This window comes from Pseudoduganella lurida, from assembly GCF_007830455.1.
In the GTDB taxonomy this organism is placed as follows: domain Bacteria; phylum Pseudomonadota; class Gammaproteobacteria; order Burkholderiales; family Burkholderiaceae_D; genus Rugamonas; species Rugamonas lurida.
This window is the reverse complement of record NZ_VLLB01000010.1, coordinates 119,785-145,621: the sequence shown is the minus strand read 5'-3', so window position 1 is coordinate 145,621 and position 25,837 is coordinate 119,785. Positions and strand designations below refer to the sequence as shown.

Genomic DNA, 25,837 nt, shown 5'->3' with positions numbered 1-25,837 from the left:
TCGTTGGCTTCGTTTGCTTCGTTTCAGGCGGCCAGGCGCCTGGTGTCGGGCTGGGCGCGGCCGTGGCGCTCCGCCTTGCTCCGGCCGAACTTGAACAGGCTGACGGCCTGCGTGAGGCCATGCGCTTCCTCGGCCAGGCTGTTGGCTGCGGCGGCGGCTTCCTCCACCAGCGCGGCGTTCTGCTGCGTCACTTCGTCCATGTGCGCGATGGCCTGGTTGACCTGGTCGACGCCCAGGCTCTGCTCGCGCGAGGCGATCGAGATCTCCTGCATGATGCTGGTCACCTGCCTCACCGAGCTGACCACCTGCTCCATCGTGGCGCCGGCGCGGTGCGCACGTTCCATGCCGGCGCTGACCTTGCCGACCGAGACTTCGATCAGCTCCTTGATGTCCTTGGCGGCCAGCGACGAGCGCTGCGCCAGGTTGCGCACCTCGCCCGCCACGACGGCGAAGCCGCGGCCCTGTTCACCGGCGCGGGCCGCTTCCACGGCGGCGTTCAGCGCCAGGATATTGGTCTGGAAGGCGATGCCTTCGATCAGGCCGATGATGTCCACGATGCGCTTCGACGAGCTGTTGATCTCGTCCATCGTGGCGATCACTTCGGCGACGATGGTACCGCCTTCCTCGGCCACGCCGGAGGCCGCGACGGCCAGCTCGTTGGCCTGCTGCGAGTTGTCCGCATTGGCTTTCACGGTGGAGGAGAACTCGTCGACCGAGGCCGCCGTCTGTTCCAGGCTGGCGGCCTGCGCCTCGGTGCGGCCGGACAGGTCGCTGTTGCCGGCGGCGATCTGGCGCGTGGCCACGGCCATCGTCTCGACATTCACGCGCACGTCGCGGATCGTGGCGATCAGGTTGCTGTTCATCTGCTGCAGCGCGCGCAGCAGCTGGCCCACTTCGTCCGTGCCGTGCGCATCGAAGGTGGTGGAAAGGTCGCCAGCCGCGATCGCGCGTGCACCCTGCAGCGCCCGGGCCAGCGGCTGCAGCACGCCGGTGCGCAGCGTGTACCACAGGAACACGTTGATCAGCAGGCCGATGAAGGTGGCGGCGAAGATGCCGTAGCGCGCTGCACCGCTGCCGTCACCCTCCACCAGGCTGGCGAAGCAGACGATCACCAGCAGCACGTTGACGATGCTGGTCGACAGCCAGATGCGCATCGCCAGCGACACGTGCGACAGCCGCGCCACCAGGTGCCGCAGGCCGCGGCGCACCAGCTGGCCGTTGCGGATCTCGACGTCCCTGCTGCCGGCACGCAGGGCGGCGTAGGCGGCCGTGGCTTCGGCGATCTGCTCGCGCGTGGCCTTCGTGCGCACCGACATGTAGCCGGTCGTGCGGCCCTGTTCGCGGATCGGCGTGACGTTGGCTTTTACCCAATAGTGGTCGCCGTTCCTGCAGCGGTTCTTGACGATGCCGGTCCACGGCGTGCCGGCGCGCAGCGATGCCCACAGGTCGGCAAACGCCTCGGCCGGCATGTCCGGATGGCGCACGATGTTCTGCGGCGCGCCGAGCAGCTCGTCCTCGGCAAAGCCGCTGACATCGACGAAGTAGGGGTTGACGTAGACGATATTGCCGTCGAGGTCCGTTTTCGAGACGATGGCCTGGTCATCGTCGAGGGTGATCTCGCGGTTCGTTACCGGCAGGTTCTTGCGCATGGTGTTACTCCTAAGCCTGGACTACTTGTATTGTTGTCTTTTATATTTCTGCGCAGCAATGGCGCAAAGTCAGTGTAGGGAGGCCAACCCACCAAAACTTTGATTTAGATCAAAATACCCGGAACAGGATCAGGCTTTGAAACGCTTTCCGGAAACGCAAACGGCCGCCCGAAGGCGGCCGTGGCAAGGAGGCGACAGTGTGTCAGGTGGTTTCGCCCACCCTGTCATCCGTCGGCAGGCTGTCGCGCACATTCTTCTGCACCGCCACGGCGGCGAACAGGCTCAGCGTGTACGACATCGCGTAGAAACCTTTTTCGCTGAGCGTGAGCGTGGCGTTCACCAGGCCGATGCCCAGCAGCGCGAGGGCGATCAGCACGGAAATCCAGCACAGGCCGAAGTACATCGACGTGACACGCACGTTTTCCATCCGGTCGCGCACGGACTTCTGCAGCGACACGGCCGCGAACAGGCCATACAGCAGCAGCGTGAGGTAATACCCCTTTTCGTTCAGTTGCATGGTGGCGTTCCACAGGCCCAGCAGGTAGGCACCGATGCCGACCAGCAGCGCGAGCCACGAGGCGCCGATGAAGGCGGAAGTAGGACGTTGATTGACCATGTGATCTCCCTGAAAGTGTGAAGACGGACGGTTGCCGCCCGTGGATCAGACCAGAAGTTTTCTTATTGACGCTTGCGTCCGCGCAGCACACGGCTGACCACGCTGACAACGAGCAGTACTACCGCACCCGTTACCACGCCCACGACGATATCGGCCACATGCGAGGTGATCGCGGCCAGCAAGGGGCCGATGCCGCCGATGGTGGCGGCCGACGCGGCGGCGTGCTCGATCGTGTGGTGCAGGAAGGGCGCGCCGTGCACGATGATGCTGCCGCCCACCATGAACATGGCCACCGTGCCCAGCACGGCCAGCAGCTTCATCAGCTTGGGCGCGGCGGCCAGCAGCAGTCGGCCGACGGCGCGCGTGCCGGCGCCGCTGCCGGGACGCCTGGTGAGGTACAGGCCGGCGTCATCGAGCTTGACGATGCCGGCGACGAGGCCGTACACGCCGACCGTCATCAGGATCGCCACGCCGACCAGCACGGCCACCTGCTGCGCGAACGGCGCTTCGGCCACCGTGCCCAGCGCGATGACGATGATCTCGGCGGAGAGGATGAAGTCGGTGCGCACGGCACCCTTGATCTTTTCCTTTTCCATGGCCGGCAGGTCCACCTGGGGATTGGCCACGGCGGCGGCCAGTTCGGCGTGGTGGGCCGCGTCTTCCTCCTTGCTGTGCAGGAATTTGTGGGCCAGCTTTTCGAAGCCTTCGTAGCAGAGATAAGCGCCGCCCAGCATCAGCAGCGGCGTGATCGCCCAGGGCACGAACGCGCTGATCAGGAGCGCGGCCGGCACGAGGATCGCCTTGTTCTTCAGCGAGCCCACGCACACGGCCCACACGACGGGCAGTTCGCGGTCGGCCTGTACGCCGGACACCTGCTGCGCATTCAGCGCCAGGTCGTCGCCCAGCACGCCGGCGGTTTTCTTGGCAGCCACCTTGCTCATGGCGGCCACGTCGTCGAGGATGGACGCGATATCGTCGATCAGGGCTAGCAGGCTGGTTCCGGCCATTGGATTGTTCCTTATGAGTAATGATCAATGTGACAATCTTACCCCAGCCACCCCCGAATGCCCGCGCGCTACAATGGGCTTCTTTCCGTCACTTCTACGCAGGAATCGTCATGCATTTCGCTACCTGGCTCGGTTTTGCCATTTCCGCCGTGATCATCGCGCTGTCGCCGGGCTCGGGCGCCGTTCTGTCGATGTCGCACGGGCTGTCGTATGGCGTGAAAAAGGCCAGTGCCACGGTGATGGGATTGCAGCTGGGCCTGCTGATGGTGCTGTTCATCGCCGGCGCCGGCGTGGGCTCGCTGCTGCTGGCCTCGGAGCTGGCGTTCAACATCGTCAAGACGGTGGGTGCCCTCTACCTGATCTACCTGGGCCTGGCACAGTGGCGCGCCAGGGTGAAGGAAGGCACCGAGGTGGACGTGGCCACGCGTGCCGCGCTGCCCTCCGTGAAACGGCGCGTGCTGACCGGTTTCCTGACCAATGCGACCAATCCGAAAGGCATCATCTTCATGGTGGCGGTGCTGCCGCAGTTCATCACGCAAAGCGAGCCGGTGCTGCCGCAGCTGCTGATCCTGGCCGCCACGATGGTGGCGATCGACATGACCGTCATGCATGGCTATGCCTTCCTGGCCTCGACGATGCAGGGGTATTTCCGCGATGTGCGGGCGATGCGCCTGCAGAACCGGATTTTCGGCGGCCTGCTGATGGCCGTGGGCACGGCGCTGTTTTTCGTGAAACGTGGCCACAATTGAACGCCTGATATTTGTCTTGTCCGCATAAACGCAAAACTTTGTAACGGCGGTCTTCCCTGAACTGTTTCCGACGTTAACTACCCATAACTAACCGGAGACAATGATGCCGCGCCGCTTTTCCTCCCGCAAACTTCTGCATTTCGTCGCACTGGCCGTGCTGGTGACCGTGTCGTCGCTGGCCATGGCCGATCCGCCCTCGCTGGTCGGCCGTATCTCCGCAACCGAAGGCCGCGTGACGGTGCAATCCGGCGAAGGCGAGGAAACCGGCTCCCTGCTGAACTGGCCCGTCAAGGAGGGCGACCGCATCATCACGGACCGCGGCGCGCGCACCGAATTTCGCGTGGGGCCGGTGGCGGTGCGCCTGGACGGCGACAGCGAACTGGAAATCGGCCAGCTGGACGAAGGAACGATGCACCTGCGCCTGAACCACGGCGCCGCCAGCGCGCGCGTGCGCGACCCGCAGATGCTGGCCGGCTTCGAGCTGGCCACCGACCAGGGCCGCGTGCTGCTGACGGAGCCGGGCATGGTGCGCGTGGATACCGACCGCTCGCCCGACACCACCTCCGTCTCCGTGCTGATGGGCACTGCCCGGCTGGAAGGCGCGGGCACCGCGCTCACGCTGCGCACCGGCAAGCGCGCCATCATCCGTGGCGACGACGTGAGCACCGCGCAGGCCCTGCAGGATTCCTTCGATTCGTGGGCGCTGGAACGCGACCGCCGTGGCGACGCTTCCATCACTACCCGTTACATCCCCAGCGACGTGACGGGCTACGAGGAACTGGACAACTACGGCAGCTGGACCGTCAACGACGAATACGGCCCCTTGTGGGCACCGCGCGGCATCGCCGCCGACTGGGCACCGTACCGCGACGGCCGCTGGGCCTGGGTCGATCCGTGGGGCTGGACGTGGGTCGACAACGCGCCGTGGGGCTACGCGCCATTCCACTATGGCCGCTGGGTAACCGTGAACAACCGCTGGTGCTGGTCGCCGGGCCGCTTCGAGGGACGCCCCGTGTGGGCGCCCGCGCTGGTGGGCTGGGTGGGCGGCGCCGGCTGGGCCGTCGATTTCAACAACCGTCACCGCGGTCCCGGCATGGGCTGGTACCCGCTGACGCCGCGCGACCGTTTCGTGCCGCATTACGAGGTCTCCCCCGACCATGAGCGCCGCCTGGGCTGGCGCTTCCGCGGCAACGAGCGCTGGAAACCGGGCCCGGACCGCCGCGAAGGCATCACCGTCGTGCCCCGCGAGCAGTTCGAGCAGCGCCGCACCGTGCGGGTGAACAGTGTGCCGCGTGCCACCGTGGTACCGAACCGGGGCAACCTGCCGGTGGCGACGCCGGTGGTGCCGGGCGGCGTGTACAACGTCGACCGCAACCGGGACCGTAACCGCGACGGCATGCCGGACCGCGTGCAGGTCGACCGCAACCGCGACGGCATGCCGGACCGCCAGCAGGTGGGCCGCCCGAATGTGATCGGCACGGACCGCAATCGCGACGGGGTGCCGGACCATCCGCAGACCGACCGCCAGCAGATCGACCGCAACCGCGATGGCATTGCCGACCGCCAGCAAACGAGTAACCAGGGGAGTAGCCAGGTGAACCGCCCGGGCGTGATCTCGACGAATCCGGTGCAGCAGCCGGACCGCAACCGCGACGGCATCGTCGATCGCCAGCAGATCGACCGCAACCGCGACGGCATCGCCGACCGAATGCAGAACAACGAACGCAACCGCGACAACATGGGCCGGGGCGACCGCAACAACGATGGCGTGCCGGACCGCAACCAGTTCCGCGGCAACCAGCAGGAACGTCCCCACGCGCCTGTCGCCACGCCGGCACCCATCATGACGGCACCGCAGCCGGCCCAGCCGCCCGCGCAGCAGCCTGCCGTGCGGCCGTCCGTGAACCCGGGCGCGTACACGGGCATGTCGAAGCCGACCGGCGGCGACGAGCAGATGGAGCGCCGCCGCGAGATGATGCAGGAGCGCATGCAGCGTCGCCAGGAAGCCCAGGCAGCACGGGCCGCGCCGGTACCGGCACCGATCGCGACACCGGCGCCGACAGCGGCGCCACGGCCGGCGCCGGCGCCCGTCGTCGCACCACGCGCCGAGCCGGCACAGCCACAGCAGGGTGGCGGCCGGGGCGAGCGCGGCGACCGGGGAGATCGTGGGGATCGCGGTGATCGTGGTGGCCGGGAGCGTTGAAGGCAGAGTCGAGCGGCGGGAGGAGGCGCTCCCTTTCATTCCCGGATATCGCTCGTCCATCCCGGTTTTCCGACCGCCTGTCACAAAGCCGTAGCAGGGCACCGGTACACTCCGTAGAGTGTCAAGTGTCCCGACTATTCCGGTTCTCCAACTGAATAGTTCTTCGCCAGCCTCCGGGCTGGTTTTTTTTTGCACCTGCCAACCGGGGGCGATTTGGCTAAAATGACGGATGGCGCCGCGGAACACTGTGAATTCGCGAGCCCGACCCAATATTGACCGCTTCATTACCGATCCGACTGGAAAACATCATGGCTGCAATCCCTCCGAAAGAGTCCCTCATCGAATACCCGAGCGACTTTCCGATCAAGGTGATGGGCCCGACGCATGAGGCGTTCACCGTCACGATCGTCGAAGTCATCACGAAGCACGATCCGACTTTCCATGAAGGCAAGGTCGAGGTGCGTCCTTCGTCCGGCGGCAATTACACGGGCCTGACCGTGACGGTGCGCGCCACCAGCCGCGAGCAGCTCGATGCGCTGTACTCCGAGCTGTCCGGCCACCCGATGGTCAAGATCGTCCTGTAGGCACTGCCCGCCGCTTGAGCAGGCGCCGGAGACGGCGCGTATAATGGCAGGGCTCCGATCAACGCAGCCCCGCCGGAAGTCCCATGTCCACCACCCGCCCCGAACCGGCGATCATCCGCCACCTCGGTCCAGCCGACTACGAAGCCACGTTCGCCGCCATGCGCGCGTTCACCGATGCGCGCACCGTCGACACGCCGGACGAGCTGTGGATCGTCGAGCACGCACCCGTCTATACGCTGGGCCTGGGCGCGGACCGCGGCCACCTGCTGGGCGCCGCCACGCAGATCCCGGTGGTGCAGACGGACCGTGGCGGCGAGGTCACCTTCCACGGCCCCGGCCAGGTCGTGATCTACCTGCTGATGGACCTGCGCCGCAACAAGCCGGGCGGCAAGCTGTATGCGCGGCAGTTCGTGCAGAAGATCGAGCAGGCCATCATCAATGTGCTGGCGGCGTATAATCTCGCGGGTGAGCGCATCGAGGGCGCTCCCGGCATCTACATCGCCGAGGGCCCCAAAAAGGGGGCCAAGATCGCCGCGCTGGGGCTGAAAGTGCGCGGCAACGGCTGCACCTATCACGGCGTGTCGCTGAACGTGGCGATGGACCTGGCGCCGTTCACCTGGATCAATCCGTGCGGCTACGCCGGCCTGGAAACGGTCGACATGCGCAGCATGGGCGCCAACGTGCCGCTGGCCGATGTGCAGCTGGCGCTGGCCCACGAACTGGCCCGCCTGCTCGACGTGAGCGCGGACGCCGCCCTGTCCGCCGCCGCTTAAATTTTTTGAAAAGTCACCATGACCATCGAGAACACCACTGTCACCGCCGTTGCCTACAACCCCAGCGAGAAGCAGAAGGGCGCCAACAAGACGTCGCGCATTCCGATCAAGATCGTGCCGATCGAGCAGGTGGAGCGCCTGAAGAAGCCGGACTGGATCCGCGTGAAGGCGGCATCGGCATCGAGCCGCTTCTACGAGATCAAGGACATCCTGCGCGAGAACAAGCTGGTGACGGTGTGCGAGGAAGCGTCCTGCCCGAACATCGGCGAATGCTTCGGCAAGGGCACGGCCACCTTCATGATCATGGGCGACAAGTGCACGCGCCGCTGCCCGTTCTGCGACGTGGGCCACGGCCGTCCCGACCCGCTGGATGTCGATGAGCCGCAGAACCTGGCGAACACGATCGCCAAGCTGCGCCTGTCGTACGTGGTGATCACCTCGGTCGACCGCGACGACCTGCGCGACGGCGGTGCCGGCCACTTCGTCGAGTGCATCACGAAGACGAAGGCGCTGTCCCCGCGCACGCAGATCGAGGTGCTGGTGCCGGACTTCCGCGGCCGCCTGGAAAAGGCGCTGAACATCTTTGCCGACGGCCTGCCGGACGTGATGAACCACAACCTGGAAACGGTGCCGCGCCTGTACAAGGAAGCCCGCCCCGGCGCGGACTACCTGCACTCGCTGAAGCTGCTGAAGGACTTCAAGGCCATGTACCCGAACGTGAAGACCAAGTCCGGCCTGATGGTCGGCCTGGGCGAAACGGACGAGGAGATCCTGCAGGTGATGCGCGACATGCGCGAGCACGACATCGACATGCTGACGATCGGCCAGTACCTGGCGCCATCGAACAGCCACCTGCCGGTACGCCGCTACGTGCATCCGGACGTGTTCAAGATGTTCGAGGAAGAAGCGTACAAGATGGGCTTCGGCCACGCCGCCGTGGGCGCGATGGTGCGCAGCTCGTACCACGCCGACGTGCAGGCGCACGATCTGCTGCAGGCCGTTTGATTCTAAGCTCATCAGAAATCTGTCTCGTTACGGCGGCTGCGATGCCGCCGTTTTCACATCTGTCCCCACCATGACCGTCCATATCGAAGCCTCCTGGAAGTCCCACCTGCAAGCCGAGTTCGACAAGCCCTACTGGACCGAGCTTACCGACTTCGTGCGCGCCGAATATGCTGCCGCCCAGTGCTGCCCGCCCGGCAAGCAGATTTTCCGCGCGTTCGACCTCACGCCATTCGACAAGGTCAAAGTCGTGATCCTGGGCCAGGACCCGTACCACACGCCCGGCGCGGCGATGGGCTTCTGCTTCTCTGTCCCGGACGGCAACCGCGCCCAGCCCAGCCTGCAGAACATCTTCAAGGAGCTGGCCAGCGACACCGGCGTGCAGCGCACGCAGACCGATCTGTCGGACTGGGCGGAGCAGGGCGTGTTCCTGCTGAACGCCGTGCTGACGGTGCGCGCCCGCGAAGCCGGCTCGCACGCGGGCAAGGGCTGGGAAACGTTCACGGACAGCGCGATCCGCACGCTGTCGGAGGAGCGCGAGCACCTCGTGTTCATCCTGTGGGGCGCCTACGCGATCAAGAAGAAGGAGCTGATCGACACGACGAAGCACCTGGTGCTCACTTCGCCGCACCCGTCGCCTTTCGCTGCGCACAAGGGCTTCTTTGGCAGCAAGCCGTTTTCAAAGGCGAATGCGTATTTGCAGGCGAACGGGCAGGCGCCGATCGCGTGGGGGTGAAAGTCCGCCTGTCAGGGAGCCGTTAGTCAGCGGGCAACGAACCTTCGCTCCAGGCTTTGCAGATATCGCGTCCGTTCCGTGTTCAAGGCAAACTCGCACGACAGTCGCCGCAATTCCAGTGCATTCAGAATCGCACCACCGCCAAGTGACGAGACGAAGCCGCAATGCGCTTTCCTGTACGTGTGAAATGCCTTGCGTGACGCCTGAAGTCTTGCTAGCGATTGCGTAATGTATTTCGGTTCCTCATCCCACTGCTGCAGGGCCGCAGCGAATTTTTTTTCTGCGGCCGCCAGGGCTTTCGAGCTCTCGTCAGCCTTCCGGGTCAGGCAGGCGCGTATGGCTGCTTGGGAAAACTCGTCGCACTGCGCCATCACATCCATTGCCGGATCGACGGCATGGCGCCGGGTTGACAGACCGTCCGCTCGGGCTGCAAGTGTCATGGCAAACTAGACCATCACAAGAATCGGCCTTCGCCACAGTACCGCAGAGCGAAGAACGACCTTTTGCTTGCCTTGAGTTAGCATGTGATGGCAGGGATACTCGTACCGGTCTTCAAGTTCACGCCGATCCAGCAACGGTAGCCTTGCGCTGGACCGTGCGCATTGTATGTACACATCAGATTCCCCTTGCGACGGTCGCGATTGCCCGCTTGTTCACTGCACGTTGGATGCACGTCCGGTCCAATTGATTCAAAGATATCCTTTGCGGATTTTCCATCAATAGCAATTGCAAGCTTGCGATCACTATCTGTCGGTGGTTTTCGTTCAGGAACTTCTCCTGCATAAATCGAGTAGGTTGCTTGCAGTGGCCTATAGGCGACGGTGCTTTCCCTCGCTTGCATGGATGGCCAAACGCCCATCGCACCCCAGATCAGCATGAATAGTGGCATTCGCATGTCAACTCCGGAGCAGCATGTGGACATTCATTTGCATGGCCATGAGACCCTCCGCCAAAGTGGGAAGGGTCATTGTGCTGGGTTGAAAATCCTGTCGATTGTGTGGTGTCAAGCAGCCGGTGAGCGTCAACGGCAATAAACACCTCGCTGTCTTGCGTCCCGGCGAAAACCCGCCATCAGGAACCGCCGCTCACTTCCTCCAGAACCCCTCATGCGCCTTGCGCGCCTCCTCCTCGCGCAGCGGTCCGATGACTTCGGTCGGCCGCTGCCCGGCGGCGAACACGTCGCGGCACGGCAGCGACAAGGTCGGGTTTTCCGGATCGCTGCCGGTCAGCTCCAGCAGGCTTTTTTCGGACATCGCATACACCACCCGCCCCACGCCGCTCCAGTAGGTGCCGCCCGAACACATCGCGCAGGGTTCGGCGTTGGTGTACATCGTCGCGCCGGCCAGCTGCTCGGGGCTGTATTGCATTGATGCCTGGCGCAGCGCGTTCATTTCGGCGTGCGCGGTGCGGTCGCTGCTCGAGGCGTTCATCGCCTGCGCGAGGATGCGGCCATCGGCATCGGCGATGATCGCGGCGAAGGGATGGTGGCCTTCGTCGCGCGAGCGCTGGGCCAGTGCGAGGACGTCGGTGAGGAACTGGTGATCGCGTTCGGTGGGTTGGGACATGGGGTTCTCTTCAGGTAGGTGTGTCCGGAGCGCCAGGCTCCGGGAATGCATTACGCCAGGCCGGCCTTGACCAGCAGCTGGCGGCTGACCGCGTTATGTTCGTGCACGAGCGCCGGCAGGTCCACGCCGACCAGCTGCGCATCCTCGACGACGACGCGGCCATTGATCACCGATAGCCAGGCACCGGCCGGCGCACAGGTCAGCAGCGCGGCGAGCGCATCGCCCTGGCCACCCGCATGGGCGAGGCCATCGACACGGAACGCGACGATGTCGGCGGCTTTGCCTTCTTCCAGGCTGCCGATATCGTCCGCGCGGCCCAGCGTGCGGGCGCCGCCCAGCGTGGCCAGCTTCAGGGCTTCGCGCGCGGAGAAGCGGGAAGCATCGGACTCGAAGCCGGGCCAGCCCACGCGCTGCAGCAGCATCGCCTGGCGCACCTCGCCCAGCATGTGGTTGCCGTCGTTGCTGGCCGAGCCGTCGACACCGAGGCCGACGCGCACGCCGGCATCGATCATCTCGCGCACCGGTGCAATGCCGGAGGCCAGGATCATATTGCTGCTCGGGCAGTGGCAGACGCCGGAGCAGGTGTGGGCCATCTTCGCGATACCGTCCGCACCGGGATGCACCATGTGGGCGAACCAGACGTCGGGCCCCAGCCAGCCGACCGATTCGGCATACGCCAGCGGGCCCATGCCGAACAGCTCGCGGCAGTAGCGGTCCTCGTCCAGCGTCTCGGCCAGGTGCGTGTGCAGGCCTACGCGGCGGTAGCTGCGCGCCAGCACGGCCGACTGCCGCATCAGGTCCGTGCTCACGCTGAACGGCGAACACGGCGCGAGGCCCATGCGCAGCATCGACAGCGGTTCCGGATCGTGCCAGCGCTCGATGAGCCGCTGCGAGTCGGCCAGGATGAAGTCCTCCCGTTCCACGAGCGTGTCGGGCGGCAGGCCGCCGGCCGATTCGCCCACGCTCATGCTGCCGCGCGTGGGATGGAAGCGCACGCCCATGCCGATGGCCGCATCGATCTCGTCGTCGAGACGGCAGCCGTTCGGGAACAGGTACAGGTGATCGGCGACCGTGGTGGCGCCGGACAGCAGCAGCTCGGCCAGCGCGGTGCGCGTGCTGACCCGCACGCCGTCGGGCGTCAGGCCGGCCCACACGCGGTACAGCATCTTCAGCCAGTCGAACAGCTTCAGGCCGCGGCCCGTGCCGATCGCGCGTGTGAGCGACTGGTACATATGGTGGTGGCAGTTCACCAGGCCGGGCGTGACGACGCAGCCGCGCAGGTCGATCGTGCGCGTGGGTGCACGGGTCGGATCGGCCGCGATCCACGCATCCAGCTCGGCCGTCGTGCCGATCTTCAGGATGCGCGGACCGTCGGTGAGCAGCGCGCCGTCGGCGATCTCGCGGCCCTGCGGATCGACGGTGGCCAGCACGTCCGCATGGCGCAGGTATAGGCGTTTTTCAGTCATGGCATCGCAAAAAAAAAACGGGACCGCGCACGGTCCCGCGTACTTCATGAAAGGCTTACTTCGGGATGCTGCCTTCCACGCCCTGCACGTAGAAGTTCATCGACATCAGGTCCTTGAGCGGCATCTGCTGGCCGGCGGCCACCTTGATGGCGCCCGACTGGTCCTTGATCGGCCCCGTGAACGGCACGGCCGTACCGGCGGCAAACGCGGCCTTCTTGTCGTTGAACAGCTTGGCCGCATCGGCCGGCACGGCCGGGTTCAATGGCGACATCTTCACCATGCCTTCCTTCAGGCCACCGTGCACGTGGCCCGTCTTCCAGGTACCGGCCATGACGGCCTTCGCCACTTCCGTGTAGTAGCCGCCCCACTGGTTGGTGCTGGCCGTCAGGTGGGCTTTCGGTGCGAAGCGCTGCATGTCCGAATCCCAGCCGAACGCGAACTTGCCCTTTTCCTGCGCCACCTGCAGCGTGGCCGGGGAATCGGTGTTCTGCGTCAGTACGTCCGCGCCCTGCGCGATCAGCGTCTCGGCGGCCTGGCGTTCCTTGGCCGGGTCATACCAGCTGCTCACCCAGATGACCTTCGTCTTGATCTTCGGGTTCACGCTCTGCGCGCCCAGCGTGAACGCGTTGATGTTGCGGATCACCTCCGGTACGGGGAACGAGCCGACCATGCCGATCGTGTTCGTCTTCGTCATCTTGCCGGCGATGATGCCCTGCAGGTAGGAGCCTTCGAACAGGCGCGATTCATACGCGCCCATGTTCTTCGATGTCTTGAAGCCGGTGGCGTGCTGGAACACCACGTTCGGGTAGGCCTTGGCCACCTTCTCGGTCGCGTTCATGTAGCCGAACGAGGTGGTGAAGATCAGCTTGTTGCCGTCCGCGGCCAGCTTGCGGATCACGCGTTCCGAGTCGGCGCCTTCCGGCACGTTTTCCACGAAGGTGGACTTCACCTTGCCGCCCAGCGCCTTCTCCATTTCGAGGCGGCCCTGTTCGTGCGCATAGGTCCAGCCGGCATCGCCGACGGGGCCGATGTAGACGAAGCCCACCTTCATCGGTTCGGCAGCGTGGGCCGGAACAGATGCGGCGGCGCCCAGCAGGGCGGACAGGGTGACTGCGAGCAGATTGCGACGGTTCATGGGGTCCTCTTTCAGGTTAGAAGTGGTATTCGGCGCGCACCATCGGGGTACGCGCGGTGGCGCCCGGCGACACGCGCTCCGGGTTGCCGAACTTGTTCTTCCAGTACTGGTACTCGACGCCCAGCTTGAAGGTGTTCTTCGGTGCGTTCACCAGCGCGCTCACGTCGTACATGATCTGCATGTCGACGTTGATCTCGACCGCCGTCGGCCCGCCGAATTCGTTCTTGCCCTTGGTGCCGATGTAGTTGGCGAAGCCTTCGAACGACAGCGGAATGCCCAGCGTGAACGGGATGCCCCAGGCGGCCGTCAGCATGCCGTGCGTGTCGTAGCGGTAGCGCGACGTGGAGGTTTGCGTGAAGCCGTTGAAGGGGGCGTTGCTCTCGCTGAGGACCAGCGCGCTCACATCGAGGAAGCCGGGCACGTCGAACATCAGCGTGGGACCGGCGACGAGCATGCGCTTCTTCGAGTTGTAGCCGGCATCCGTCTTGCTGTTGATGTCGAAGCCGGCCGTGATGCCCACGCCGCGCACGGGACCGAACGCCAGGTTCCGGTCCATGATCTTGCCCAGGTCGAGCGTGTGGCGGTACACCGCATAGGCCTCGTGCGCACCGTCGCGGGCACCGACCGCGGAGGGATCCATCTTGTCGGAGATCAGGTAGTCGATGCTGAAGAAGTTCTTGCCGTACTTGTAGCCGCTGACATGGCTGAAGTTCAGGATGTGCTTGGTGATGTCCTCGCCGTTGTAGGGTTCGGAGAACTTCTCGCCGTAGCGGTAGCTCAGCGACGTGTCGCTCCAGTCGGCGGCATGCACGGCGCCGGCACAGCTGGCAGCAAGGAGGAGGAAGGCAGCGGAGCGGAAGTTCTTCATGCGAGATCCTATGAGTGTGGGAGGGTTCGATTGCATCCAATGTGCCGCGCGCTTGCATGCAATGACGTCATAACCTTTAGCAAGGACCGGGCCACCCCGGCTCCTGCTATGGGAAGACATGCCGGCCTCTCTCTCGTCGCACCACCGCGGTACGCCGTGCCCGTGCGTGTGCGCGCTGCCGGTGCAGTATGCACACGATCGGCATGAAGTTTGTATCCAATCTGCAGGGACGTGCATTCGTCAGCCGCCTGACAACGCTTCCGCGAGACTGAGCTTGCGCTCCGGCGCGCCGAGGTGCAGGCGGTCCTCGATATCGGCCAGGTGATGTTCGATCAGCTTCGTTGCCGCCTTGATGTTGCCGCTCTCGATGAAGCCCAGCAGCTCGTTGTGATCGTGGTTGCCGCACATCGGCGCGCCCGGGTTCTCATACACGGCGATGATCAGCGACGAGCGCGAGATCAGCTCCATCATGAAACGCTGCAGCACCGCATTGCCGGCCAGTTCGGCCAGCAGCAGGTGGAACTCGCCGCCCAGCCGGATCCATGCCGCGCGGTCGCCGCTGGTGCGCGCCTGCTCTTCCGCATCGATGGCCGCGCGAATGCGCTTCAGCGAGGAAGGCGTGACATTCCTGATCACCAGCGGCACGATCTCCCGTTCCAGCGCCCGGCGCGCGGCAAACACGTCGCGCGCTTCCTCGGGCGAGGGGGAGGCAACGACGGCGCCGCGGTTCGGCCGCAGCACCACGATATGGTCGTGCGCCAGCCGCTGCAGGGCCTTGCGCACGGTGGTGCGGCTCACCTGATAGAGCTCGCAGAACTCCGCTTCGCCCAGGCGCGTGCCGGGCGGCAGGCGGTGGCTCATCACGGCATTCACCACGGCGCCGTGGATGCGCAGGTCGACAGCCGTCTCGCCACGCTTGCTGGTGCCGGCCGCAGGGTGCGCGGCCGGCGTGCGGCGGCCGGGTGGGCGTTCCGCAGGGGTCTTCTTTGGCATTGAAACTCTCCACTCGATGTTGATGGCGCGCGGGATCTGCCGCGCGCATTCTCCTGCTAAGCAGGAATCGTGCACGGCACTTGCGGGAACCCGCATGGCTCGATACATCTGTAAAGAAGAAGCATGCATGCCCGTTCCTGGTGAGCCCGTGCACACTTCATGGTGCAAGTTGTATACAACCTGGGGCAGAAATGATGCGTGGAGGGCGTCAGACGATGGCATATAACTTGCACAAGGATCGTGGACATCAACGAGGAGCCGCAGATGAGCGAAGCACAGTCACCGCCGCCCGGGCGCACGAAGATCGAACCGCGGCTGCAGCTGCTGGGGATCTCGAAGATCTACCCGGCCGTCGTGGCCAACGACCGGGTCGACCTCACGGTGCTGCCGGGCGAGATCCACGCAGTGCTGGGCGAGAACGGCGCCGGCAAGAGCACCCTGATGAAGATGATCTACGGCGTCACGCGGCCCGATGCGGGCGAGATCGTGTGGGAAGGCCGGCAGGTGACGATCCCTTCGCCGGCCGCCGCGCGCCGCCTCGGCATCGGCATGGTGTTCCAGCACTTCGCGCTGTTCGAGACCTTGACGGTGGCCGAAAACATCGCGCTGGCACTGGACGAGAAGATCACGCCGGCGGCACTGGCCCCGCGCATCCGCGAAGTGTCGGAGCGCTATGGCCTGCCCCTCGATCCGGCACGGCGCGTGCACAGCATGTCCGTCGGCGAGCGGCAGCGCGTGGAGATCGTGCGCTGCCTGCTGCAGTCCCCGCGCCTGCTGATCATGGACGAACCCACCTCCGTGCTCACGCCGGATGCGGTGCAGAAGCTGTTCGTGTCGCTGCGCCAGCTGGCGGCGGAAGGCATGAGCATCCTGTACATCAGCCACAAGCTCGACGAGATCCAGTCGCTGTGCGACAAGGCCACCGTGCTGCGCGCCGGCCGCGTTTCCGGCACCGCCACGCCGAAGACGCAGACGGCTCATGCGCTGGCCGAACTGATGATCGGCGGCGACCTGCCCACCTGCACGCTGGCACCGCGCGTGCCGGGCGACGTGCTGCTGGCGCTGGAGGGCCTGACCGTGGCCAGCCCCGATCCCTTCGGCACCAACCTGCAGGGCATCACCTTGGACGTGCGGGCCGGCGAGATCGTCGGCCTGGCAGGCGTATCCGGCAACGGCCAGCAGGAACTCATGAAAGCCATCTCCGGCGAACTGCCGCTGCGGGAGGCAAAGGGCATCCGCCTGCTCGGCCAGCCGGCCGGCCGCCTGAACGCCGCGGCGCGGCGCACGCTGGGCCTGGGCTTCGTGCCGGAAGAACGGCTGGGCCGCGGCGCCGTGCCGGCCATGTCGCTGGCCGATAACGCGCTGCTGACGGGCTACCTGGCCGGTGCCACCGGCATGGTGAACAAGGGGCTCGTCAAGCGTGGCGCGATCCGCGCCTTTGCCGACGGCGTCATCGCCCGCTTCAAGGTGAAATGCGGCGGCGCCGGTGCGCTGGCCACCAGCCTATCGGGGGGCAACCTGCAGAAGTTCATCGTCGGCCGCGAGATCGGCCTGGCGCCGAAGGTGATGGTGCTGGCCCAGCCCACCTGGGGCGTCGACATCGGCGCGGCCATGCTGATCCGCCAGGCCATCATCGACCTGCGCGACCAGGGCGTTGCCGTGCTCGTGATCTCCGAGGAGCTCGATGAGCTGTTCATGATGTGCGACCGCATCGCCGTGCTGGCGCAGGGGCGCCTGTCGCGCACCATCCCGACGAAGGAAGCGACGATCAACCAGATCGGCGTGTGGATGAGCGGCGACTTCGGCGCCGCCCACGGTACGACCATTGAAGAAGGAAGCTCCCATGTCCCGGCTTGAAGCCCGCCCCGCACCCTCGCGCGCGATGATGCTCGCCTCGCCGCTGATCGCGGCGGTGGCGATGCTCGTCACGGGCTCGATGCTGTTCCTGTTCCTCGGCCACGAGCCGCTGCATGCGTTCTACGTGTACTTCATCAAGCCGGCCACCACGCTGTACGGTGTCGGCGAACTGCTGCTGAAGGCCACGCCGCTGATCCTGTGCGGCATCGGTCTCGCCATCGGTTTCCGCGCCGACGTGCACAATATCGGCGCCGACGGCCAGCTGACGATGGGCGCCATCGCGGCCGGCTGCGTGGCCGTGTATTTCGAGGGCGTCGAGGCGCCGTGGGTGCTGCCATTGATGCTGCTGGCCGGCGCGCTGGGCGGCATGGCGTGGGCGGCGATTCCCGCGCTTCTGCGCACGCGCTTCAACACGAGCGAGATCCTCACCAGCCTGATGCTGGTGTACATCGCCTACCTGTTCCTCAGCTACCTGGTGCACGGCCCGCTGCGCGACCCGGCCGGCTACAACTTCCCGCAGTCGATCATGTTCGGCGACTCGGCCACCTTGCCGCTGCTGGTGGAAGGGCTGCGCGTGAATGCGGCGTTCCTGCTGTCGCTGGCCGGCGTGGCGCTGGCGTGGTTCTTCTGCCGCCATACCTTTGCCGGCTACCGCATGCAGGTCAGCGGCATCGCGCCGGCCGCCGCGCTGTACGCCGGCTTTTCCGCACCGAAGAACGTGTGGCTGGCCTTCCTCGTCAGCGGCGGCATGGCCGGCCTGGCCGGTGTCGGTGAAGTGGCGGGACCCTTGGGCCAGCTGCAGCCATCCGTCTCGCCCGGCTACGGCTTTGCCGCCATCATCGTCGCCTACGTGGGCCGCCTGCATCCGCTGGGCGTGCTGCTGGCATCGCTGCTGATGTCGCTGCTGTACATCGGCGGCGAGGCGGCGCAGATGGAGCTGCAACTGCCGTCCGCCATCACGGGACTGTTCCAGGGCCTGCTGCTGTTCTACCTGCTGGCCGCCGACCTGTTCATCCATTACCGCTTCAAGCCGCGCACGCCGGTTGTACCCCTGCCACCCGTTACGACCGAATCCACGGAGATCGCCGCATGAATACCGAGTACGTCATCGCCTTCCTGGCCAGCACCGCCGGTGCCGCCACGCCGCTGGTGCTGGCCTCGTCCGGCGAGCTGGTGGCCGAGCGCTCCGGCGTATTGAACCTGGGCCTGGAGGGCATCATGCTGGTCGGTGCCGTGGCCGGCTTTAGCGCCACGCTGCGCACCGGTTCGCTCACGATCGGCCTGCTCGCGGCGCTGGCCGCCGGCGTGGCAATGTCGCTGATCTTCGGCTTCCTCGTGCTGACGCTGCAAACCAACCAGGTGGCGACGGGGCTGGCGCTGACCCTGTTCGGCACGGGCCTGTCCGCCTTCCTGGGCCGCGACCTGGTGGGCCAGACGGTGGCGCCGATCGCGCGGCTGTCGTTCCCCGTGCTGTCCGACATCCCCTTCCTCGGGCCGCTGCTGTTCCGCTTCGACAGCATCGTCTACCTGTCGCTGATCCTCGTGGCGGCCATCGGCTACCTGCTGGCGCGCACCCGCCTCGGCCTGCAGATCCGCGCCGTGGGCGAAGCGCCGCACAGCGCCCATGCGATCGGCATGTCCGTCGTCAAGCTGCGCTACGCCTGCGTGCTGTTCGGCGGTGCGATGGCCGGCGTGGGCGGTGCCTACATGTCGCTGGCACTCACGCCGATGTGGGTCGAGGGCATGGTGGCGGGCCGCGGCTGGATCGCGCTGGCGCAGGTGGTGTTCGCCACGTGGAAGCCGCGCGGCCTGGTCGTCGGCGCCTATCTGTTCGGCGGCGTGACGGTGCTGCAGTTCCACGGCCAGGGCATGGGCATCGACGTGCCGTCGCAGTTCCTGGCGATGCTGCCGTACCTCGCCACCATCGTGATCCTGGTGATCATCTGCCGCGATCCGAAGACGATCCTGCTGAACAAGCCCATGTCGCTGGGGCAGAACTTCAAGGCGGATTGAGGGTTCCGCTTTAAAAGAGTCACTCGGCGCGCAGTGCCGTTCCCTGGTCTATGATGCGGCATTCACCAGGGGACAGAGATGGACGACATCCAGCAAAAACTAGCACGCTTCAACAGCCGCGCCAACGGCACGCTGCCCGACCACATGGGGATCCGCTTCACGGCCGCCGCGCACGGCGAGCTCTCCGCCGAGATCGACATCCAGAAGCATCACCTGGCACCGAATGGCTTCCTGCATGCCGGCACGGTGGTGACGCTGGCCGAAACGGCCTGCGGCTACGGCTGCTTCACGAGCCTGCCGGAAGGTGCCGAGAACTTCACCACCATCGAACTGAAGTCGAACCATCTCGGCACCGCGCGCGACGGCACCATCGCCGTCACCGCCAAGGCGGCCCACATGGGGAAGACGACGCAGGTGTGGGATGCCACCGTCAGCAACAAGGCGAACGGCAAGACCATTGCGCTGTTCCGCTGCACGCAGATGGTGCTGTACCCGAAGTAGCGGAGGTGCAGGATGCTCTACGCCAGCCTGGCCATCATCGCCGCGGGGATCGTGGCGGCGCTGTCGCCGCTGGTGTGGGAGTGGCAGCGGAACCGGCGCAGGAAGGACCGGGAGCAAAAATGAAACAGGACGCCTCGGCGTCCTGTTTCATTAACCCTTCAGCGCCTTCTCCAGCAGCTGGTGCAGCGCCGCGAATTCCGGCTTGCCCACATACCGCTTGAGGATCCTGCCATCCTTGCCGATGACGAAGGTGGTGGGCGTCATCTGCACGTCGCCATAGGCCTTGGCCGCTTCGCCCGTGATGTCCAGCGCCACCTTGAACGGCAGCTGCCGGGTTTCGGCATAGTTCAGCACATAGTTCGGCGGGTCGTACTTCATGGCCACGGCAACGAACTCCATGCCTTGTCCCTTGAAGCGGTTGTAGGTATCGACCATTTCCGGCATCTCGGCCACGCAGGTGGCGCACGAGGTGGCCCAGAAGTTCACCATCACCACCTTGCCGCGCAGGTCGGCCGGCGTGATGCGCTCGCCCTTGATGCCGGTGAAGGTGATGTCCGGCGCGGCCGGCCCGCTGTTCAGGAAGGCATACGCCGCCACGCCCGCGCCCACCAGCACGGCGGCTGCGAGCGCGGGTTTCAGCCAGGGTCTCGTCGCGCTGCCCATGGCCGGCCTCAGTTCGAGGACGAGCCCGAGGAGGACGACGTCTGGTACTGCTTGTACTCGGCTTCCGAGATGTACTCGAACACGCGCACGACTTTCGTCACGCCGTTCACGCCGCGGGCGATGTCGGAAGCGCGGCCCGCTTCGAACTGCGTCACGCGGCCCATCAGGAACACTTCGCCCCGTTCCGTCACCACCTTGAACGAGTTGGCCGAGATGTCCTTCGCATCGACCAGGCTGGCCTTCACCTTCGTCGTCAGCAGCGTGTCGTTGGAGCGGGAGGTGTAGCTGGCCGGACCGGCGATCACCAGTTCGTTCACCACCGACTGCACGCCCTCGACGGTCTTCACTTCGTTTTCGACGGCCTGCTTCATCGCCTGGTCGCGTACTTCACCCGTGATCAGCACCTTGCGGTTGAACGCATTGATGTTCACGTGGGCCGCATCGCCCACCAGGTTGCGCACGCGGTTGCTGGCCTTGAAGTCGATGGTCTTGTCTTCCGTCTGCGCGCCGAAGGTGCGGCGGTCGGACGCGGACATGGTGCCGGCGACGGCGCCGCCGACGACGAGGCCCACGCAACCGGACAGGCTGGCCATCAGCGCACCGCCCAGCAGGGCGATGGCGACGGGACGCTGCAGGCGTACCAGCAGGGCTTTATTCATTCACATCTCCTCCGAACAGGGCAACGTCGATACCGTCGCAGATACAGTGAATACAGGTCAAATGGACTTCCTGGATGCGCGCGGTGCGCTCGGCCGGCACGCAGATGTGCACGTCCGCATCCGTCAGCATCTTGCCGATGGCGCCGCCGCCCTTGCCGGTCAGCGCCACCACGCGCATTTCGCGTTCCAGCGCCGCTTCGATCGCCGCCATCACGTTGGCCGAGTTGCCGGACGTGGAGATGGCCAGCAGGATGTCGCCGGCCTGGCCGAACGCCTGCACCTGCTTGCTGAAGATTTCGCGGTAGCTGTAGTCGTTGGCCACCGCGGTGAGCAGCGACGTGTCGGTGGTCAGCGCCAGCGCGGGCAGCGGGAAGCGCTCGCGTTCGAAACGGCCCACCAGCTCGGCCGCGAAGTGCTGGCAGTCGGCCGCGGAGCCGCCATTGCCGCAGGCAAGGATCTTGTTGCCGTTGGAGAGGGCGGCAAACATCAGTTCGATCGCCTGGGCGATCGGTTGCGCCAGCACGGTGGCGGACTGGATCTTGGTTTCGGCACTTTCGTGGAAGTGCGAGAGGATGCGTTGATTGGTCATAGTCATGAAATTATATAGTGCTGCGGACCGCGCCGTTCGCCAAGGACGGATAAATAAACTTACAAACTAAACTTGAAAACGATGCATGCTCAGCAGGCTTATCGTGCATGCAATGGGGAGGGGCGCGCGCTCAGGCACCATCGTCCAGCACGTTTTTCAGCCAGGTGATGTGGCCGGCATCGATGGCCACCACGTCGAAGCGGCACGGCGGCGGTTGCGGGTAGCGCAGCAGGAAGACCTGCGCCGCGAGCGTCATGCGGCGCTGCTTGGCCGGCGTGATGCTGGCGGCGGCGCCGCCGAACCGGCTGCTTTTGCGCCGCCGGACCTCCACGAACACGAGCGCGGCACCGTCGCGCATGACCAGATCGAGCTCGCCGCCCTTGCACAGGAAATTGCGGGCGACGAGCGCCAGGCCGTGCCGCTGCAGGTGGTCGAGGGCATCGTCCTCGCCCTGCCGGCCCAGGTTCTGCTTGTCGGTGCGGGCCATGGCCCCGGGTCCTTACTGGGCAGTCAGGGGCACCGGCACGCCGTTGCGGTAGATGGCGCGCGGTTCGATGCGGTTGACTTTCGCCCGGCCGCTGCCGAACTCGATGGACAGCTGGCCCGTGACGCCGTCCAGCGCCACCGGCTGGCCCGGATGCAGCGCCAGTTCGCGCGCCACGCGGAAGGCATCGATGCCCAGCGCGTACAGGCGCTCCATGTCGGCCGACAGGCGCTGGTCGTCGCGCGGCACGGGCTGTGGATAGGCCATCACGGCGGGGCTGTCGCGCTGGATCTGCCACGGCAGGTCGAGCAGCTTCACGCCATCGAGCTCGGGGCCGGGCAGCAGCGTGACACGGCCGGGATTCAGCGACGAGGTGCCGTACAGCGGAATGTCGCCCACGGGCGGGGCGCTCAGCGCGATGCGCAGCTGGCGCGCCTGGTCCGCATCGAGGGCGGCGAACAGCACGTCCACCGGCTGTTCCGCCAGGCGCGCGCGCAGGGCCACCAGTTCCGGATCGCTCAGGTAGCCGTTCAGCGCCGTCAGTTCCAGCGTTTTCGACGTCAGTCCCAGGCGCTCGGCCTGCGCGGCGATCGCGGTGGCGATGCGGCGCTGCCAGGCGGCGCTGCCGGACAGGATCATCGCGTTCGCGGCCGGATGTTCGCGCGCGGCCCATTCGGCCACCTGGCGCGACTCGTCCTCGATGGACAGGCCGATCGACAGCATGTTCGTGGGCAGCACCGTGTTGTCCCGCGCTTCCGGGTGATTCAGTGCGATGGTGGGCTTGGTCACCGCGGGGCTGCTGGCCAGGGCCGTGACGGCGGAGCGGGCCAGCGGGCCGACGATCATGTCCTGCTGTTCGAGCGCGCCCTTGTAGGTGGCAAGGATGTCCTCGGATGCGTCGCCGGTTTCGATGACGGTCACCTCGAAGCCGGCGCGGTCGCGTTCCCAGGCCGCCATGAAGCCGGCGCGCACGGCATCGGCGGCGCGGCCCAGCGTTTCGGAGCGCAACGGCAGCATCAGGCCGATGCGGGTCGTCTGGCCCGAAGGTGCGGTGGCAGTGTTGCCGCTCATGTCGCCGGGCGTCGCGACGGCGAAGGTTTCCACCTGCGCCTGTTCTTCCGGCGTGGGCGGCGGCGGCGCGGGACGTTCCTGCGGCGGCGCCGTGACGCGGGGCGCCGGGCTTGTCACACTCTCGATTGGCGCGCACAATGCCCCCGGGCTGCCGCAAGGCGTGCTGCAGGCCGACAGCGACAGCGCCGCCGCCACGCCCGCCACGCAGGACAGCAGTCCATTCATCCTATCAGCCAGCATCGTTACCTCCATGACCGTTCCATCCACTAACCCCGTCAGCATTGCCGCCCTGCCGGTGCTCGGCGAGACAGCGCTTCAAACGTATCCTACGGCAACATTGTATGTAGTGGCCACTCCCATCGGCAATGTTACCGACATCGGCCTGCGCGCGTTGCACGTTCTGGCGCTGGCCGATGCCATCGCCTGCGAGGATACCCGCAATACGGCGCAGCTGATGGGACGCTTCGGCCTGTCGAAGCCGCTGGTGGCGGCGCACATGCACAACGAGCGCGAGGCGGGCGAGGCGATCGTGCGGCGGCTGCAGGCGGGCGAGCGCATCGCGCTGGTCTCGGATGCTGGCACGCCGGCCGTCTCCGACCCGGGTGCGAAGATCGTCGACGCGGTGCGCGCCGCGGGCCTGCGCGTGGTGCCGCTGCCCGGTGCTTCGGCCGCGGTGACGGCGCTGTCGGCCAGTGGCCTGGTGAACGACCAGTTCCACTTCGTCGGCTTCCTGCCATCGAAGGCCAAGCAGCGCGAGACGGCGCTGACGGCGCTGCGTACCGCCACGGCCACGCTGGTGTTCTATGAAGCGCCGCACCGCATCGTCGAATGCGCGCAGGCGCTGCTCGAGGTCTTCGGGCCGGCGCGGCAAGTGGTGTTCGCCCGCGAGCTGACGAAACTGTTCGAGGAAATCCACCGCTGCCCGCTGGCCGACGCGCCCGCGTGGCTGGCCGCGGATGCGCACCGCGAGAAGGGCGAATACGTGGTGCTGCTGGAAGGCGCGATGGAGCAGACCGACGCGCAGGAAGCGGATGCGGAGCGCATCCTGAAGATCCTGCTGGCCGAGTGCTCCGTGAAGCAGGCCGCCAGCCTGGCCGCGCAGATCACGGGCATGAAGAAGAACGCCTTGTATGACCGCGCGCTGGCGCTGAAGGACGCGGACTGATACACCGCGCCCGGCAGCCCGCTGCCGTTCAGGGCGTGGCGTCGCCGCAGTACACCTCGTAGCCGGGCAGGAGGCTCAGGCGCTCCATGTAGGCACGCACGGCCGGCAGGTCGGCATGGTCGATCGGCGTGGCGCGCCAGCGGTGCACGGAGACGCCGATGACGACGTCCGCCACGCTGGGCACATCGCCGGCCACGTAGGCGCCGGTGCGCGCCAGCTGCGCATCGAGCAGGGCCATCTTCGTATTCCAGTCGCGCACGCCGGCCTGCACCTCGTCCGCGCTGAATTTCGTGCTGCCGCGGTGCAGCGTCATGAAGGCGGGGCGCCAGGCGTTATTGAGTTCGGTGGCCTGCCAGTCCATCCACTGCTCCACGCGGGCCCGGCCCAGCGCGTCGGGCGGCAGCAGCGCGCTGCCGTGGGCCAGGTAGCGGCAGATCGTGTTCGATTCCCACAGCACCGTGTCGCCGTCGCGCAGCACCGGCACCTGGCCGTTCGGATTGAGCGCCAGGAATTCCGGCACGTTCGGATCGCGCACGCCCGCGCCCCACGGTTCCAGGGTAACGGGGATATCGAGCAGGCGGGCGGTCCACAACACCTTGCGCACGTTGATCGAGACGAGTTTGCCCAGCACGGTCTTCATGGTTCTCCTTTGGTCAGAATTTGCAGCCGCTGTCTTTCTTGTCCGCCAGCATGAACAGGGGCGCCAGCAGCCCGGCGCTGGCATGGGCCGTCTTGCAGTCTTCGCGCGCCGAATTGGCCACGGCCTTGCCGAAGCGCTCGAACTTCGTTTCCTTCCACTCCTTGTCCTTGTTCAGCTTCTCGGCCGCCCAGTTGGTGACGGGCGGCTTGACCGCGTCATACATGCCACGGGCGGACTTGCGGGCAGCCTCCTGGTCGAATCTGGGTTCCTCCTGCGCTGGCGTTGGCGCTGGTGCCGCTGCGGCGGTGGCTTCTTCCTGCGTGACAGTGATCGGGGCTGGAGCGGGGCGGGTTGCCGGGGTGTCGGCCTCTGGTGCCGGCCTGGCCGACGCCTGGACGCGCCGTGGCTTCGGCTCTGCCTTTGGCTCCGGCGCGCGGATCGGCTCGGGAACGACCTTCGGCGGCACCAGCAGCACCGTCAGCGGCTGGGCCCAGCGGCGCTCATCGCTTGGTGGCGGCGCGGAAGGGGCGCGCAGCAGGAGCAGCAATACGGCATGCAGCAGCAGCGACACCGCCAGCCCGGCCACGAGGCGCGGACGGGGTCCACCGGGGTAGGTCAGGGTCGATTGCATCGCTCGTCATTCGTGCCAGGAGCGGCCATCTTCTCATATTGCTTAGTTGGCAAGTGCAAGCGAATTGAATTAATTTGAATCGACCCTTGACGACCTTTGGATGGACAGGTATTATCTTGCTTCTTCGGAGTGTAGCGCAGCCCGGTAGCGCATCTGGTTTGGGACCAGAGGGTCCAAGGTTCGAATCCTTGTACTCCGACCAAGATTCATCAGAAAGA

The 25,837-nt window shown here is 66.1% G+C and carries 28 protein-coding genes and 1 tRNA gene; 12 read left to right on the top strand and 17 right to left on the bottom strand.

From position 1 onward, the window contains the following. Positions 1-23: 23 nt before the first annotated feature. The 3 genes from IP91_RS22415 to IP91_RS22405 form a co-directional block, all read right to left on the bottom strand. The gene (locus IP91_RS22415) at positions 24-1,649 is read right to left on the bottom strand and encodes a methyl-accepting chemotaxis protein (RefSeq protein ID WP_145652144.1); all 1,626 of its coding nucleotides are present in this window, start codon (positions 1,647-1,649) and stop codon (positions 24-26) included. Positions 1,650-1,851: 202 nt separating this feature from the next. Next, entirely contained in the window at positions 1,852-2,265 is a 414-nt protein-coding gene (yiaA, locus tag IP91_RS22410) for an inner membrane protein YiaA (RefSeq protein ID WP_145652142.1), read from the bottom strand. 62 nt (positions 2,266-2,327) lie between these two features. Next, positions 2,328-3,272 carry a DUF808 domain-containing protein gene (locus IP91_RS22405; RefSeq protein ID WP_145652141.1) on the bottom strand — a complete coding sequence of 315 codons (945 nt, stop codon included), beginning with the start codon at positions 3,270-3,272 and terminating at the stop codon, positions 2,328-2,330. Positions 3,273-3,382: 110 nt separating this feature from the next. Here IP91_RS22405 and IP91_RS22400 point away from each other — a divergent pair, with 110 nt between their 5' ends. The 6 genes from IP91_RS22400 (at position 3,383) to IP91_RS22375 (ending at position 9,319) form a co-directional block, all read left to right on the top strand. Further along, the gene (locus tag IP91_RS22400) at positions 3,383-4,021 is read left to right on the top strand and encodes a LysE family transporter (RefSeq protein WP_145652139.1); all 639 of its coding nucleotides are present in this window, start codon (positions 3,383-3,385) and stop codon (positions 4,019-4,021) included. Positions 4,022-4,121: 100 nt separating this feature from the next. Beyond that, positions 4,122-6,224, top strand: coding sequence for a DUF6600 domain-containing protein (locus tag IP91_RS22395; RefSeq protein WP_199754712.1), 2,103 nt, complete (start codon positions 4,122-4,124; stop codon positions 6,222-6,224). A 308-nt stretch (positions 6,225-6,532) separates the two neighbouring features. Then, positions 6,533-6,808, top strand: coding sequence for a DUF493 family protein (locus IP91_RS22390; RefSeq protein ID WP_145652137.1), 276 nt, complete (start codon positions 6,533-6,535; stop codon positions 6,806-6,808). A gap of 83 nt (positions 6,809-6,891) precedes the next feature. Further along, positions 6,892-7,581, top strand: a complete 690-nt coding sequence (lipB, locus tag IP91_RS22385) for a lipoyl(octanoyl) transferase LipB (protein ID WP_145652135.1) — start codon at positions 6,892-6,894, stop codon at positions 7,579-7,581. Between the two features lie 18 nt (positions 7,582-7,599). Beyond that, positions 7,600-8,586: a lipoyl synthase gene (gene lipA, locus IP91_RS22380; RefSeq protein ID WP_145652133.1), complete on the top strand. Its 987-nt coding sequence runs from the start codon at positions 7,600-7,602 to the stop codon at positions 8,584-8,586. 70 nt (positions 8,587-8,656) lie between these two features. Beyond that, positions 8,657-9,319, top strand: a complete 663-nt coding sequence (locus tag IP91_RS22375; protein WP_145652131.1) for a uracil-DNA glycosylase — start codon at positions 8,657-8,659, stop codon at positions 9,317-9,319. 26 nt (positions 9,320-9,345) lie between these two features. On the opposite strand, the gene IP91_RS22370 is transcribed toward IP91_RS22375, so the two are convergent. The 7 genes from IP91_RS22370 to IP91_RS22340 all read right to left on the bottom strand — a co-directional run bounded on the left by IP91_RS22370 (position 9,346) and on the right by IP91_RS22340 (position 15,346). Beyond that, positions 9,346-9,759, bottom strand: coding sequence for a lysozyme inhibitor LprI family protein (locus IP91_RS22370; RefSeq protein ID WP_145652129.1), 414 nt, complete (start codon positions 9,757-9,759; stop codon positions 9,346-9,348). Between the two features lie 77 nt (positions 9,760-9,836). Further along, positions 9,837-10,214, bottom strand: coding sequence for a hypothetical protein (locus IP91_RS22365; RefSeq protein WP_229474833.1), 378 nt, complete (start codon positions 10,212-10,214; stop codon positions 9,837-9,839). A gap of 190 nt (positions 10,215-10,404) precedes the next feature. Then, positions 10,405-10,884: a nucleoside deaminase gene (locus IP91_RS22360; RefSeq protein WP_145652127.1), complete on the bottom strand. Its 480-nt coding sequence runs from the start codon at positions 10,882-10,884 to the stop codon at positions 10,405-10,407. 50 nt (positions 10,885-10,934) lie between these two features. Further along, the gene (locus IP91_RS22355) at positions 10,935-12,350 is read right to left on the bottom strand and encodes an 8-oxoguanine deaminase (protein WP_145652126.1); all 1,416 of its coding nucleotides are present in this window, start codon (positions 12,348-12,350) and stop codon (positions 10,935-10,937) included. A 55-nt stretch (positions 12,351-12,405) separates the two neighbouring features. Next, the gene (locus IP91_RS22350) at positions 12,406-13,485 is read right to left on the bottom strand and encodes a BMP family ABC transporter substrate-binding protein (protein WP_145652124.1); all 1,080 of its coding nucleotides are present in this window, start codon (positions 13,483-13,485) and stop codon (positions 12,406-12,408) included. A gap of 16 nt (positions 13,486-13,501) precedes the next feature. Then, a complete protein-coding gene (locus tag IP91_RS22345; RefSeq protein WP_145652122.1) occupies positions 13,502-14,353 on the bottom strand; it encodes an outer envelope protein in 852 nt (283 codons plus the stop codon). Positions 14,354-14,593: 240 nt separating this feature from the next. Further along, on the bottom strand, positions 14,594-15,346 hold the full coding sequence (locus IP91_RS22340) for a GntR family transcriptional regulator (protein ID WP_145652120.1): 753 nt from the start codon (positions 15,344-15,346) through the stop codon (positions 14,594-14,596). A gap of 264 nt (positions 15,347-15,610) precedes the next feature. Between IP91_RS22340 and IP91_RS22335 the strand changes: the two genes are divergently transcribed. The 4 genes from IP91_RS22335 to IP91_RS22320 all read left to right on the top strand — a co-directional run bounded on the left by IP91_RS22335 (position 15,611) and on the right by IP91_RS22320 (position 19,717). Continuing rightward, positions 15,611-17,203 (top strand): ABC transporter ATP-binding protein, encoded by a 1,593-nt coding sequence (locus tag IP91_RS22335; RefSeq protein WP_145652118.1) that lies wholly within the window; start codon positions 15,611-15,613, stop codon positions 17,201-17,203. After that, on the top strand, positions 17,190-18,296 hold the full coding sequence (locus tag IP91_RS22330; protein ID WP_145652116.1) for an ABC transporter permease: 1,107 nt from the start codon (positions 17,190-17,192) through the stop codon (positions 18,294-18,296). The genes IP91_RS22335 and IP91_RS22330 overlap by 14 nt, the downstream gene beginning before the upstream one ends. After that, positions 18,293-19,216 carry an ABC transporter permease gene (locus IP91_RS22325; RefSeq protein ID WP_145652114.1) on the top strand — a complete coding sequence of 308 codons (924 nt, stop codon included), beginning with the start codon at positions 18,293-18,295 and terminating at the stop codon, positions 19,214-19,216. Before IP91_RS22330 ends, IP91_RS22325 begins: the two co-directional genes overlap by 4 nt. Positions 19,217-19,294: 78 nt before the next feature. Then, positions 19,295-19,717 carry a PaaI family thioesterase gene (locus IP91_RS22320; protein WP_145652112.1) on the top strand — a complete coding sequence of 141 codons (423 nt, stop codon included), beginning with the start codon at positions 19,295-19,297 and terminating at the stop codon, positions 19,715-19,717. A 150-nt stretch (positions 19,718-19,867) separates the two neighbouring features. On the opposite strand, the gene IP91_RS22315 is transcribed toward IP91_RS22320, so the two are convergent. From IP91_RS22315 to IP91_RS22295, 5 genes are all read right to left on the bottom strand, one after another. Further along, positions 19,868-20,380, bottom strand: coding sequence for a peroxiredoxin family protein (locus IP91_RS22315; protein WP_145652110.1), 513 nt, complete (start codon positions 20,378-20,380; stop codon positions 19,868-19,870). 8 nt (positions 20,381-20,388) lie between these two features. Then, positions 20,389-21,039, bottom strand: a complete 651-nt coding sequence (locus IP91_RS22310; protein ID WP_145652108.1) for a BON domain-containing protein — start codon at positions 21,037-21,039, stop codon at positions 20,389-20,391. Next, the gene (locus tag IP91_RS22305; protein ID WP_145652250.1) at positions 21,032-21,628 is read right to left on the bottom strand and encodes a phosphoheptose isomerase; all 597 of its coding nucleotides are present in this window, start codon (positions 21,626-21,628) and stop codon (positions 21,032-21,034) included. The genes IP91_RS22310 and IP91_RS22305 overlap by 8 nt, the downstream gene beginning before the upstream one ends. A 130-nt stretch (positions 21,629-21,758) precedes the next feature. Beyond that, positions 21,759-22,115 carry a YraN family protein gene (locus tag IP91_RS22300; RefSeq protein WP_145652106.1) on the bottom strand — a complete coding sequence of 119 codons (357 nt, stop codon included), beginning with the start codon at positions 22,113-22,115 and terminating at the stop codon, positions 21,759-21,761. Between the two features lie 12 nt (positions 22,116-22,127). After that, positions 22,128-23,423, bottom strand: coding sequence for a penicillin-binding protein activator (locus IP91_RS22295; protein ID WP_229474831.1), 1,296 nt, complete (start codon positions 23,421-23,423; stop codon positions 22,128-22,130). 10 nt (positions 23,424-23,433) lie between these two features. Here IP91_RS22295 and rsmI point away from each other — a divergent pair, with 10 nt between their 5' ends. Continuing rightward, entirely contained in the window at positions 23,434-24,348 is a 915-nt protein-coding gene (rsmI, locus tag IP91_RS22290; RefSeq protein WP_145652104.1) for a 16S rRNA (cytidine(1402)-2'-O)-methyltransferase, read from the top strand. Positions 24,349-24,376: 28 nt separating this feature from the next. On the opposite strand, the gene IP91_RS22285 is transcribed toward rsmI, so the two are convergent. Together IP91_RS22285 and IP91_RS22280 are read right to left on the bottom strand one after the other, a co-directional pair. Beyond that, complete coding sequence (locus tag IP91_RS22285) at positions 24,377-24,988, bottom strand: glutathione S-transferase family protein (RefSeq protein WP_145652102.1); 612 nt, start codon at positions 24,986-24,988, stop codon at positions 24,377-24,379. A 13-nt stretch (positions 24,989-25,001) separates the two neighbouring features. Next, positions 25,002-25,619 carry a hypothetical protein gene (locus IP91_RS22280; protein WP_145652100.1) on the bottom strand — a complete coding sequence of 206 codons (618 nt, stop codon included), beginning with the start codon at positions 25,617-25,619 and terminating at the stop codon, positions 25,002-25,004. 125 nt (positions 25,620-25,744) lie between these two features. Here IP91_RS22280 and IP91_RS22275 point away from each other — a divergent pair. After that, positions 25,745-25,821 (top strand) — tRNA-Pro (locus IP91_RS22275). Positions 25,822-25,837: the final 16 nt, after the last annotated feature.

What these genes read in the sequence shown, in the direction of transcription:
- IP91_RS22415 (WP_145652144.1), bottom strand. Translation starts at nt 1,649, where the DNA reads ATGCGCAAGAACCTGCCGGTAACGAACCGCGAGATCACCCTCGACGAT.
- yiaA (WP_145652142.1), bottom strand. Translation starts at nt 2,265, where the DNA reads ATGGTCAATCAACGTCCTACTTCCGCCTTCATCGGCGCCTCGTGGCTC.
- IP91_RS22405 (WP_145652141.1), bottom strand. Translation starts at nt 3,272, where the DNA reads ATGGCCGGAACCAGCCTGCTAGCCCTGATCGACGATATCGCGTCCATC.
- IP91_RS22400 (WP_145652139.1), top strand. Translation starts at nt 3,383, where the DNA reads ATGCATTTCGCTACCTGGCTCGGTTTTGCCATTTCCGCCGTGATCATC.
- IP91_RS22395 (WP_199754712.1), top strand. Translation starts at nt 4,122, where the DNA reads ATGATGCCGCGCCGCTTTTCCTCCCGCAAACTTCTGCATTTCGTCGCA.
- IP91_RS22390 (WP_145652137.1), top strand. Translation starts at nt 6,533, where the DNA reads ATGGCTGCAATCCCTCCGAAAGAGTCCCTCATCGAATACCCGAGCGAC.
- lipB (WP_145652135.1), top strand. Translation starts at nt 6,892, where the DNA reads ATGTCCACCACCCGCCCCGAACCGGCGATCATCCGCCACCTCGGTCCA.
- lipA (WP_145652133.1), top strand. Translation starts at nt 7,600, where the DNA reads ATGACCATCGAGAACACCACTGTCACCGCCGTTGCCTACAACCCCAGC.
- IP91_RS22375 (WP_145652131.1), top strand. Translation starts at nt 8,657, where the DNA reads ATGACCGTCCATATCGAAGCCTCCTGGAAGTCCCACCTGCAAGCCGAG.
- IP91_RS22370 (WP_145652129.1), bottom strand. Translation starts at nt 9,759, where the DNA reads ATGACACTTGCAGCCCGAGCGGACGGTCTGTCAACCCGGCGCCATGCC.
- IP91_RS22365 (WP_229474833.1), bottom strand. Translation starts at nt 10,214, where the DNA reads ATGCGAATGCCACTATTCATGCTGATCTGGGGTGCGATGGGCGTTTGG.
- IP91_RS22360 (WP_145652127.1), bottom strand. Translation starts at nt 10,884, where the DNA reads ATGTCCCAACCCACCGAACGCGATCACCAGTTCCTCACCGACGTCCTC.
- IP91_RS22355 (WP_145652126.1), bottom strand. Translation starts at nt 12,350, where the DNA reads ATGACTGAAAAACGCCTATACCTGCGCCATGCGGACGTGCTGGCCACC.
- IP91_RS22350 (WP_145652124.1), bottom strand. Translation starts at nt 13,485, where the DNA reads ATGAACCGTCGCAATCTGCTCGCAGTCACCCTGTCCGCCCTGCTGGGC.
- IP91_RS22345 (WP_145652122.1), bottom strand. Translation starts at nt 14,353, where the DNA reads ATGAAGAACTTCCGCTCCGCTGCCTTCCTCCTCCTTGCTGCCAGCTGT.
- IP91_RS22340 (WP_145652120.1), bottom strand. Translation starts at nt 15,346, where the DNA reads ATGCCAAAGAAGACCCCTGCGGAACGCCCACCCGGCCGCCGCACGCCG.
- IP91_RS22335 (WP_145652118.1), top strand. Translation starts at nt 15,611, where the DNA reads ATGAGCGAAGCACAGTCACCGCCGCCCGGGCGCACGAAGATCGAACCG.
- IP91_RS22330 (WP_145652116.1), top strand. Translation starts at nt 17,190, where the DNA reads ATGTCCCGGCTTGAAGCCCGCCCCGCACCCTCGCGCGCGATGATGCTC.
- IP91_RS22325 (WP_145652114.1), top strand. Translation starts at nt 18,293, where the DNA reads ATGAATACCGAGTACGTCATCGCCTTCCTGGCCAGCACCGCCGGTGCC.
- IP91_RS22320 (WP_145652112.1), top strand. Translation starts at nt 19,295, where the DNA reads ATGGACGACATCCAGCAAAAACTAGCACGCTTCAACAGCCGCGCCAAC.
- IP91_RS22315 (WP_145652110.1), bottom strand. Translation starts at nt 20,380, where the DNA reads ATGGGCAGCGCGACGAGACCCTGGCTGAAACCCGCGCTCGCAGCCGCC.
- IP91_RS22310 (WP_145652108.1), bottom strand. Translation starts at nt 21,039, where the DNA reads ATGAATAAAGCCCTGCTGGTACGCCTGCAGCGTCCCGTCGCCATCGCC.
- IP91_RS22305 (WP_145652250.1), bottom strand. Translation starts at nt 21,628, where the DNA reads ATGACCAATCAACGCATCCTCTCGCACTTCCACGAAAGTGCCGAAACC.
- IP91_RS22300 (WP_145652106.1), bottom strand. Translation starts at nt 22,115, where the DNA reads ATGGCCCGCACCGACAAGCAGAACCTGGGCCGGCAGGGCGAGGACGAT.
- IP91_RS22295 (WP_229474831.1), bottom strand. Translation starts at nt 23,423, where the DNA reads ATGCTGGCTGATAGGATGAATGGACTGCTGTCCTGCGTGGCGGGCGTG.
- rsmI (WP_145652104.1), top strand. Translation starts at nt 23,434, where the DNA reads ATGACCGTTCCATCCACTAACCCCGTCAGCATTGCCGCCCTGCCGGTG.
- IP91_RS22285 (WP_145652102.1), bottom strand. Translation starts at nt 24,988, where the DNA reads ATGAAGACCGTGCTGGGCAAACTCGTCTCGATCAACGTGCGCAAGGTG.
- IP91_RS22280 (WP_145652100.1), bottom strand. Translation starts at nt 25,619, where the DNA reads ATGCAATCGACCCTGACCTACCCCGGTGGACCCCGTCCGCGCCTCGTG.